Here is a 10,201-nt window from a genome sequence, read left to right on the forward strand (position 1 = left end):
TCCGATCAAGACAGACCGCCGAGGAATCGACACGAAGCTGCGGCTCCGATGTCCGACACGCCATGAGGCAACGGAAGAAGCAGCAGGTCACGAGGACGGTCTCCGACACCAGCCGCCCGGCAGGTGCGGGGGTCAGCCACCGACAATGATGCGGTTGCCCCAACAACTCGGAATCCGAGGGGTTCGCGGCCCGGGAGCCATCCCGTACGCGCGAACCCCTCGGATTCTGCTTCTGCGCTAGAAGGCTGCAGTTCGGTCTTCGCTGCGTGGATCGGTCATCTGGTGCCCGGTGTAGAGGCCCGAGCGCGACTCGCGACGCCAGAGACGCGCTTAGGTCACTGATTCGGCGGCGGCCTCGGAACCGTTGTCGAGCTCCACGACCCCCACAGATGGTGATCCGTCTGCAGGGCAGCGCTCGAGCCAGTCGCCGTTGGGGGCGATGATTCCGGACGGCGCGGTGGCGCTGTGCTGCGTCGGTACCGAGAAGCTGACCCAGTAGGTGTTGGCCGCGGCGTGGCCTTGTGCTTGGGCGGTGGCGTTCATGACTGCGGGGCCCAGAGTCGAGATGGCCAGGGTTGATTCGAGTTCGAGGGCCCCAGACTTCAGAGATCACGCGCCACCGTCCCTGCACCCCAACCGGGCTTCGCCGCCACCACCACCTGGACGGCTTTCTCCGCTTCGACGCCACATCAGACTGACGTGACTTCACGTGACTGTGCGCAGGCGCTCCTGTTGTGATCCTGGTGGACGCGTCAGGACGTAGAAGACGAGCCCCCGTTCGACCGTGCGTCCTGGCTGAGGGCCGGCGGAGTAGTTGCCTGCACCGTCCTGGTGGAGGATTGATCTCCTGACAATTCTCGGGACGCTCTTCCGCACATGCGCAGCCAGTGTGCTCCCGGACAGGGGTCCGGGTGCGGTCAGGACTACATCCGCACATCCCTGGCCTGGGCGCCTGCGTGTTCCAGGGCGACTGCGCCGGCCACAGGTATTGCAATGACCAAGCCGCGTCGCCCGTGGAGTGCGGTCACAAGTCCCTGCCCGGAACCACCCTCCGGACTCGCCGTCGGCGGGCTCCGGCCGCACCATCCCCGGTGCGACCTCGATCAGGAGCCCACCCCGAAGGACCGGAGTACAGGGTCAGGCCATCGGGGATGAGCGCTGAAGCTCATCCCGTGAGGCAGTCGAGGCTGCGGGCGCCGTGCACCACGAGGAAGTGCGGCGCGACCACCGGAGACCGAATCGCCCGTACCCTTCGTGGTGTCCACGGCGTCTCACCGCGGACGCCAAACCACTGGAGGCAACACCCCGTGCTGATTGCTCAGCGTCCGTCCCTGACCGAAGAGGTCGTCGACGAGTTCCGCTCCCGGTTCGTGATCGAGCCGCTGGAGCCGGGCTTCGGCTACACCCTCGGCAACTCCCTGCGTCGTACGCTCCTCTCCTCGATCCCGGGTGCGGCGGTCACGTCCATCCGCGTCGACGGCGTTCTGCACGAGTTCACCACCGTGCCGGGCGTCAAGGAGGACGTCACCGACCTGATCCTCAACATCAAGCAGCTGGTCGTCTCCTCGGAGCACGACGAGCCGGTCGTGATGTACCTGCGCAAGCAGGGCCCGGATCTGGTCACCGCCGCCGACATCGCGCCCCCGGCCGGTGTCGAGGTGCACAACCCCGACCTCGTCCTCGCCACGCTCAACGGCAAGGGCAAGCTGGAGATGGAGCTGACCGTCGAGCGCGGTCGCGGTTACGTCTCCGCCGTGCAGAACAAGCAGGTCGGTCAGGAGATCGGCCGCATCCCGGTCGACTCCATCTACTCGCCGGTTCTCAAGGTCACGTACAAGGTCGAGGCGACCCGTGTCGAACAGCGCACCGACTTCGACAAGCTGATCGTCGACGTCGAGACCAAGCAGGCCATGCGTCCGCGTGACGCCATGGCGTCGGCCGGTAAGACCCTGGTCGAGCTGTTCGGTCTGGCCCGCGAGCTGAACATCGACGCCGAGGGCATCGACATGGGCCCGTCCCCCACGGACGCTGCCCTTGCCGCCGACCTGGTACTGCCGATCGAGGACCTCGACCTAACCGTCCGGTCGTACAACTGCCTCAAGCGCGAGGGCGTCCACTCCGTGGGTGAGCTGGTCGCTCGCTCCGAGGCCGACCTCCTGGACATCCGTAACTTCGGTGCGAAGTCCATCGACGAGGTCAAGGCGAAGCTGGCCGGCATGGGCCTGGGCCTCAAGGACAGCCCGCCCGGATTCGACCCGACCGCCGCCGCGCTCGGTGCGGACGACGACGCGGACGCGGGTTTCGTGGAGACGGAGCAGTACTGAACGCTGCGCTGCGCCGGTCATAGAGACACTTCGCGCACGGGGACAGGAGAACCTGCACGCTGTTACCTGGCCGCTGGGCGGCCTCGGCCGGGTCCGCGCCCGCGCACAAACCCTGGTGAGAGGCAGCCGGCGGCAAAGCGGCGCAGCTCCGGCACTTCACGTACGCCCCGCTGCTCGGCCAGCCGACGGTCGTCGGCTGCCGGGCTTGCTGCTGTGCCCGTCACCCCAGCTGGTCTGACGCAAGGCGGCCCCGGCCGGCATCGACCACACGTGGGCGTACGTCAGGCGGCCGGCCGCAGAGAAACTGGGGACAGCGTGGTGTTCGGGCCTCGGGCCGGCTGACACTGCGTCACGCGATGACGCAGTGCCGGCGGTCGGCCGGCGCCAGGGGCGGGACCTGGCCCGGGCCCAGTCATGCTCGCCGAAGCCCTGGTCAGGTGCAGCAGTCACAGCCAGGTCGGCAGCCGCATGCGTCGCCCGCCCCGGCGCCGGCAGCCGAAACCGTTGCGGCGGACGGGGCGCAGCAACTCTTGCCCTGCCAGGCGTCGCGGCCTTCCTTGACCGCGACGGCCGCGATGACGAGGGCGGCGACGGGGTCGGCCCAGGACCAGCCGAGGGTGGCGTTGAGGACCAGGCCGACCAGGAGCACGGCGGAGAGGTATGTGCACAGCAGGGTCTGCTTGGAGTCGGCGACCGCGCTGGCGGAGCCCAGTTCGCGGCCCGCGCGGCGCTGGGCGGCGGACAGGAACGGCATGACCGCGAGGGATAGTGCGGCGAGCACGATGCCGGGGAGGGAGCGTTCGGCCTCGCTGGTGCCTGCCAGTGCGCGGACGGCGTCGGCGGTGACGTAGGCGGCGAGGGCGAAGAACGACAGCGCGATGATGCGCAGGGTGGTCTTCTCGCGGGCCTCGCGTACGGCGTGCTCGCGGGCGGAGAACTGCCAGGCGACCGCGGCGGCTGAGGTGACCTCGATGACGGAGTCGAGGCCGAAGCCGATCAGGGCGGTGGAGGAAGCGAGAGCTCCGGCGGTGATGGCGACGACCGCCTCCATGACGTTGTAGGTCATGGTCGCGGCGACCAGCAGGCGTATCCGGCGGGCGAGCGCGTCGCGTCGGGCCGGGGAGGGCCCGAGGGATATCGCGGTCATCCGCAACACCCCTTGTCGTCGGCGTCGGCGCAGGTGCGGTCGGTGGCGACGGCCACCACGACGGCACGCAGGTGGTCCAGCGCGTGCCCGAGACGTGGGTCGGCCAGTTCGTATCGGGTGCGGCGGCCGTCCGGCGCGGTGACGACGAGGCCGCAGTCGCGCAGGCAGGCGAGGTGGTTGGACAGCCGGGTGCGGGAGACGCCGAGCGCTTCGGCAAGGTCGGCGGGGTAGGCCGGAGCTTGGCGCAGGGCGAGCAGGATGCGGCAGCGGATCGGGTCGGCGAGCGCGCGTCCGAACCTGGCCAGGACGTCGATGTCGGCGGTAACAGTCAGCACATCCACGACAGTACATAAACTCCTGAATTCAGGTAATCGTGGATAATGAACCTCGGCGGACCCCATCGGTTGTGAAGAGCTAAAGCCAGCCGTTGCGTTTGAAGCTGCGGTGGATGACAAAGCAGGCGGTGGCGATGAAGGCGAGGACGAGGGGGTAGCCGAAGCGCCAGCGCAGTTCGGGCATGTGGTCGAAGTTCATGCCGTACACGCCGCAGACCATCGTCGGTACGGCGATGATCGCGGCCCAGGCGGTGATCTTGCGCATGTCCTCGTTCTGGGCGACGGTGACCTGCGCGAGGTGGGCCTGGAGGATGGAGTCGAGCAGGGCGTCGAAGGCATGGATCTGCTCGGTGACGCGGGTGAGGTGGTCGGCGACGTCCCGGAAGTACGCCTGTATCTCCTTGTCGACGCAAGCGCGGGGTTCGGTGGCGAGCCGGTCGAGGGGGCGCGCGAGCGGGACCACGGCGCGCTTCAGCTCCAGGAGTTCGCGTTTGAGCTGGTAGATGCGGCTGGCGTCGGCGCTTCGCGGGCTGTGCGGGGAGAAGACGTCGGTCTCGACCTGGTCGATGTCGTTCTGGACGGCGTCCGCGACCGTGACGTAGTCGTCGACGACGTGGTCGGCGATGGCGTGCAGGACGGCGGAGGGCCCCTTGGCCAGCAGATCCGGCTGGGCTTCGAGGTCCTCGCGCAAGGGGCCGAGGGAGCCATGGCGGCCGTGGCGAACGGTGACGACGAAGTCGGGGCCGGTGAAGACCATGATCTCGCCGGTGTCGACGACCTCGCTGGTCGCGGTCAGTTCGGTGTGTTCGACGTAGGTGACGGTCTTGAAGACGGCGAACAGGACGTCGCCGTACTGCTCGGCTTTGGGTCGCTGGTGGGCGTGGACGGCGTCCTCGACGGCGAGCGGGTGCAGGCCGAACAGCTCGGCTACCTGCGCGAACTCCGTCTCGGTGGGCTCGTGCAGGCCGAGCCACACGAAGCCGTGGCCTCGCTTGCGCACCCGGGCGACGGATTCCTCGACGGTGGAAGCGGCCTCCTGGCGGACGCCGTCGCGGTAGATGACGCAGTTGACGACGGTGGAGCCGAGCGGGGAGCGGGCCGGGTGGCTGAGGTCCACGCGCCGTCCCCGCCGCGCGAGACGGACGACTTTGCGCAGGTTGCCGACCATCGACATACAGGTACTCCTTCGCCAGGTCAGGCCAGTGTGCCAGGAGGAGGTAGGGCCAAGGTCAGAGCCGACACCCGAGGCGAACGGACCGGAATCAGGCACAGCGGCCGCCGCGCGGCCACCCGCACCTTGCAGCGCGGGCCCGGGTTTCGTTCCAGGGCCTGGTCGTACGCAGCACTCCGGCCGGCCCTCCTCAAGATCGCCGACCGGGCGCCGACGACCTCCTGGTGGTCGGCGCGGGGTACCGCGGCAGGATGCGCCGTCCCTGCGCCCGTCGGCGGCCCGGTACTGCCTCGCCCGCGCCGCCTGTGCGGTGCCGGCCGAACCGCCCTCGCCCCTGGAGAGCAACCTGACGTCCCTGCACCGCCGCGTCACACGGATCGCGAACGTCGACATCCCGGACAGCCCTCAGAATTCACCAACGGCGCCGGCGCGCAACGATGTCCGTGACCGACTCGGTCACGTGGACCCGGTGCTCGTACGAGCGTGCGACGACGTCCTGCGGTCCCCGTCCGGCGCCGGGTCGGCCGGTCCGGGCAGCCCGCTGGGACCGGCTCCTGGGACCGGGAGTCCGGGGGCCGACTCGGTGCTCTCGCCGAGGAAGCCGCCCGACTGGTGCTGCCACAGCTTGGCGTAAGCACCGTTCGCCGTGAGCAGCTCCTCGTGGGTGCCCTGCTCGACGACGCTTCCGCGGTCGAGGACGACGAGACGGTCCATGCCGGCGACGGTGCTCAGACGGTGGGCGACCACGAGGGCCGTACGTCCGTCCACCAACCGCCACAGGGCGTCCTGGACGAGGAGTTCGCTCTCCGAGTCCAGCGCGCTGGTCGCCTCGTCGAGCAGCAGGATCGGGGCGTCGCGCAGGATGGCCCTGGCGAGGGCGACGCGCTGGCGCTGGCCGCCCGAAAGTTTGACTCCCCGCTCCCCCACCAGGGTGGCGAAGCCGTCGGGGAGTTGGTCGGCGAACTCCGTGACGTGCGCGGCCGCGGCCGCGGCGTGGATCTCCTCGTCGGTGGCGCCGGGCCGGGCGAAGGCGATGTTGTCCCGCAGGCTGCGGTGGAACATGGCGGGTTCCTGCGGGACGTAGGCGATCAGTGAGCGCAGGTCGGTCTGGCGCAGCCGGCTGATGTCCTGACCACCGATCAGGATGCGTCCGTCGTCGATGTCCGACATCCGCAGCAGGAGTCGGGTGAGTGTGGTCTTGCCGCCGCCGGACCTGCCGACCAGACCGATCCGTGCGCCTGCGGGCACGTCCAGGTCGAGTGCCTGGAAAATCGGCTTCGCGCCCGCGTGGGCGAAGGTCACCGCCTCGAAGCGGATGCCTGTGTCCCGCGGTGCGAGCGGTTCGGGTTCCGTCGGGTCGAGCACGGTGGGCGGATCCAGCAGCAGCTCCGTGAACTGCGCGGCCTCGGTCATCGAGCTTTCCAGACGCCGGTAGATCTGGTTGAACTCGAACATGATCTGGGTGGCGTTGGAGTAGTAGGTGAAGGCGACGACGACCTCCTCCACCCCCTGGCCCGGGCCGCCGAAGGCGATGGCGACCAACAGGCCCAGCACGTTGGTCAGCACGGACATGGGGGCGATCAGGGTGTCGACACGCAGATTGCCGTAGTCCCACGACCTCAGCGTCAGGCGCCGGGAGTCCGCGACACGGCTGCGGTGTTCGTCGGCCTCCCGCCGCTCGGCCGCGAACGCCCGGATGGTCTCCATGTTCGTGAGGCTGTCGGCGACGTGCCCGGAGACCCGCGCGATCGCCGCCTCACGGTCGTTGACGAGCCTCTGCCGGCGACGGATCAGAGGTGTCGCGGCGACCACGGTCAGCGCGATCATCACAAGAAGGCCGGCGACGAGCATCGGTTCGTAGCTCCACAGCACCACGGCACCGAACACCAGGGGGATGAGACTGCCCACGATCCGGTACGTCACCGTGTCGACGAAGTCCTCGAAGCGCTTGCCGAAGCTCAGCACCCGTTTGGTCAGGGAGCCGGCGAAATTGTCGTGGAAGAATGCCGCGTCCTTGGCGAGGAGTTCATTCATGCCGCTCACGTACAGGTGTTCCATGCCGAGGGCGTCCACGCGGTTCAGGCAGTGCTGCCCGACCCGCCACACGGCCTCGGCGAGCAGCAGCGTCACGCCGAAGCCCAGCACGTACGGCAGCGCCGAGGCGAGGGTGAGACCGCCGTCGTCGGCGGCCTGCCCTGCCAGTTTGGCGATCAGCAGGGGGGCGACGTAGCGGATACCGATGTTGCCCACGGCCGGCAGCAGCAGCGCGGGCAGGGCCAGCCGTCGCAGTCGCAGCAGTTCCCGGCCGTAGCGGCGCAGTGCCAGAACGACCGCGCTCCTGCCCGGCGTCGGCGCTCGCATGTCTGTCGTCCCCATCACACTCCCAGAGGTTCGGAAGTCGGAAGTGTCCCGTCAGGGGAGGTACTCAGTCCACGCATTTACCGCGGACGGGTGAGAACCGGACACCGCTGCGTTCAACGGACGCAGCGGACGTATCCAGTGGTGAGCCTGCGGTAGCACCACGGCCAAGAAGGTGGAAGGTCAGCATGAGCGGCGATACAGCGGGCGAGTCATGTATCACTGCGAGGGATGCGGACACTCCCGGCGAGGGCTGTTCTTCGACTCCGGGATCGGCGAAGCGAAGTGGTGGTGCTGGCGCTGCCGGAGCACCGATCAGAAGGAACTGATCAGCTCCCTGGACGACCGCGCCCGGGCGTGCTCAAAGGATGGGGTGAGCGGCATACTCGTAGCGGGGCACCGTCCTGCGGATTATGCGCGGGGGCGACTGAGAGCCTGTGTCAGTGGGCCGGTTCCAGCCGAACCACGATGGACTTGGACGTGGGGGTGTTGCTGATCTTGGCCGTACTGTCCAGTGGAACGAGGACGTTGGTCTCGGGGAAGTAGGCGGCGCAGCAGCCGCGCGGGGTGGGATACGCCACCGCACGAAATGCCGGTGCCCGGCGGTCGACCCCGTCGGAGAACTCGCTGACGATGTCGACGAGTTCGCCCTCGGCGAGCCCGTGTTCGGCCAGGTCGTCCGGGTGGACGAAGAGTACCCTGCGGCCCTGGTGGACGCCCCGGTAGCGGTCGTCCAGGCCGTAGATGGTGGTGTTGTACTGGTCGTGCGAGCGGATGGTCTGGAGGAGGAGCCGCCCCTGCGGGACGCGCAGCACCTCCAGCGGGTTGACGGTGAAGTTGGCCAGACCGGTCCTGGTGGGGAAGCGCCTCTCGTCCCTCGGAGGGTGGGGCAGCGCGAAGCCGCCCGGCTTCCGTACGCGCGCGTTGAAGTCCTCGAAGCCGGGGATCACGCGCTCGATCCGGTCGCGGATCAGGTCGTAGTCCGCCTCCAAGTCCGTCCAGGGCACGCGCTCGCCCCCGAGGACCGCCCGTGCCATCCGGCAGATGATCGCGACCTCGCTCAGCAAGGCGTCGGATGCGGGCGCCAGCCGCCCACGCGAGAGGTGCACCATGCCCATGGAGTCCTCCACCGTCACCCATTGCGGCCCCGCGGGCCGAAGGTCGGTTTCGGTGCGGCCCAGGCAGGGCAGGATGAGCGCCCGCCGGCCGACCACCGCGTGGGACCGGTTCAGCTTGGTGGAGATCTGCACGGTGAGCTCGCAGTTGCGCACTGCTCGCTCGGTGAGCTCGGTGTCGGGAGCGGCGGAGACGAAGTTGCCGCCGAGAGCGACGAAGACCCGCACCTGTCCGTCCCGCATGGCGCGGATGGTCTCCACCGCGTCGTGGCCGTGGCGGCTCGGCGGCACGAAGCCGAATTCCGCGCCGAGCGCGTCGAGGAAGACGGCGTCCGGCTTCTCGTGGATGCCCATGGTCCGGTCGCCCTGGACGTTGGAGTGCCCGCGCACGGGGCAGAGGCCGGCGCCGGGACGCCCGACATTGCCGCGCATCAGGAGGAAGTTGACGACCTCGCGGATGGTCGGCACCGAATGGCGGTGCTGAGTGAGGCCCATGGCCCAGCAGACGACGATCTTCTCGGCGGCCAGGACCTCCTGGAACGCCTCCCTGATCTCCTGTTCCGACAGGCCGGTGGCTTCCAGGACGTCGTCCCAGGATGCCTTGCGGGCCTGCTCGGCGAACTCCTCGAAGCCATGGGTGTGCGCGGTGATGAAGTCACGGTCGAGGACCGTGCCGGGAGCGTCGTCCTCCGCCTCCAGGAGCATGCGGTTGAAGGCGTGGAAGAGGGCTTGGTCGCCGCCGAGCCTGATCTGGAGGAACCTGTCGGACAGTTGGGTGCCGCCGCCCAGCACGCCCGAGGGCCGCTGGGGGTTCTTGAACCGCAGGAGTTCCGCTTCGGGAAGCGGGTTGACCGCGATGACACGGGCTCCGCAGTCTTTCGCCGTCTCCAGGGCCGAGAGCATCCGGGGGTGGTTGGTGCCCGGGTTCTGCCCCACGACGAGGATCAGGTCGGCCTCGTACAGATCCTCGAGGCGGACGCTGCCTTTGCCGATGCCGATGGTCTCGACCAGGGCGGAGCCGCTCGACTCGTGGCACATGTTGGAGCAGTCCGGCAGGTTGTTCGTGCCGAAGAGCCGGACGAAGAGCTGGTAGGCGAAGGCGGCCTCGTTGCTCGCCCGGCCGGAGGTGTAGAAGGCGGCCTGGTCCGGGGAGTCCAGGCCGCCCAGCTCCCGGGCGACGACGGCGAACGCCTCGTCCCAGGAGATCTGCTGGTATCGGTCGCCCCCTGCGGGGCGGTACATGGGGTGGGTGAGGCGTCCCTGCTGCCCGAGCCAGTAGTCGCTGCGTTCGGCGAGCGCCGCCAGTGGGTGCTCGCCGAAGAACTCCGGGGTGACCCGGCGCAGGGTCGCCTCCTCCGCCACCGCCTTGGCCCCGTTCTCGCAGAACTCGGCACGATGCCGGTGCTCGGGCTCCGGCCAGGCGCACCCCGGGCAGTCGAAGCCCGTCTTCTGATTGACACTCAGCAGGGTCAGCAGACTGCGGCGGACGCCCATCTGCGCGTGGGCGTGCCGTAGCGAGGAGGTGACCGCGGAGATTCCCGCTGCGTAGTCCTTCGGCGGGCCCACCCGCAGACGGTCGTCGCCGGGGTCCTCGGCGGGGGCCTTACGAGGCATCGGCTAGCGCTCCGCGGCGCGCGAGGGGGTGCCGAGGCGGTCCTGCACCCAGTCGTGGAACTCTCCGATGTGGTGCTCGCTGGGCACCAGGACACCGCCCTTGGCGTACAGCCGGGAGCTCATCGCCGGCTGGCAGC

Annotated in this window: 7 protein-coding genes and 1 pseudogene; 1 reads left to right on the forward strand and 7 read right to left on the reverse strand. The window is 69.1% G+C overall.

Features of this window, described 5'->3' with window-relative positions; translation table 11 throughout:
* Positions 1–330: 330 nt before the first annotated feature.
* On the reverse strand, positions 331–543 hold the full coding sequence (locus tag ACFYWX_RS47620; RefSeq protein WP_389431794.1) for a hypothetical protein: 213 nt from the start codon (positions 541–543) through the stop codon (positions 331–333).
* Positions 544–1,307: 764 nt separating this feature from the next.
* Here ACFYWX_RS47620 and ACFYWX_RS47625 point away from each other — a divergent pair.
* Complete coding sequence (locus tag ACFYWX_RS47625) at positions 1,308–2,324, forward strand: DNA-directed RNA polymerase subunit alpha (RefSeq protein WP_389431795.1); 1,017 nt, start codon at positions 1,308–1,310, stop codon at positions 2,322–2,324.
* A gap of 433 nt (positions 2,325–2,757) precedes the next feature.
* Here ACFYWX_RS47625 and ACFYWX_RS47630 read toward each other — a convergent pair whose 3' ends face one another.
* The 6 genes and pseudogenes from ACFYWX_RS47630 to ACFYWX_RS47655 all read right to left on the reverse strand — a co-directional run.
* Positions 2,758–3,471, reverse strand: a complete 714-nt coding sequence (locus ACFYWX_RS47630; protein WP_389431796.1) for a cation transporter — start codon at positions 3,469–3,471, stop codon at positions 2,758–2,760.
* Positions 3,468–3,806, reverse strand: a complete 339-nt coding sequence (locus ACFYWX_RS47635; RefSeq protein ID WP_389431797.1) for an ArsR/SmtB family transcription factor — start codon at positions 3,804–3,806, stop codon at positions 3,468–3,470. Before ACFYWX_RS47635 ends, ACFYWX_RS47630 begins: the two co-directional genes overlap by 4 nt.
* Before the next feature lie 79 nt (positions 3,807–3,885).
* Positions 3,886–4,980, reverse strand: coding sequence for a magnesium and cobalt transport protein CorA (locus ACFYWX_RS47640; protein ID WP_389431798.1), 1,095 nt, complete (start codon positions 4,978–4,980; stop codon positions 3,886–3,888).
* A 453-nt stretch (positions 4,981–5,433) separates the two neighbouring features.
* Entirely contained in the window at positions 5,434–7,353 is a 1,920-nt protein-coding gene (locus tag ACFYWX_RS47645; RefSeq protein ID WP_389431799.1) for an ABC transporter ATP-binding protein, read from the reverse strand.
* 422 nt (positions 7,354–7,775) lie between these two features.
* Positions 7,776–10,064 (reverse strand): FdhF/YdeP family oxidoreductase, encoded by a 2,289-nt coding sequence (locus ACFYWX_RS47650; protein ID WP_389431800.1) that lies wholly within the window; start codon positions 10,062–10,064, stop codon positions 7,776–7,778.
* A gap of 3 nt (positions 10,065–10,067) precedes the next feature.
* A pseudogene (locus ACFYWX_RS47655) lies at positions 10,068–10,201 on the reverse strand (aromatic ring-hydroxylating dioxygenase subunit alpha); the annotation flags it as partial.

Origin of the sequence: Streptomyces sp. NPDC002888, assembly GCF_042888465.1 — a bacterium.
Taxonomy (GTDB): Bacteria; Actinomycetota; Actinomycetes; order Streptomycetales; family Streptomycetaceae; genus Streptomyces.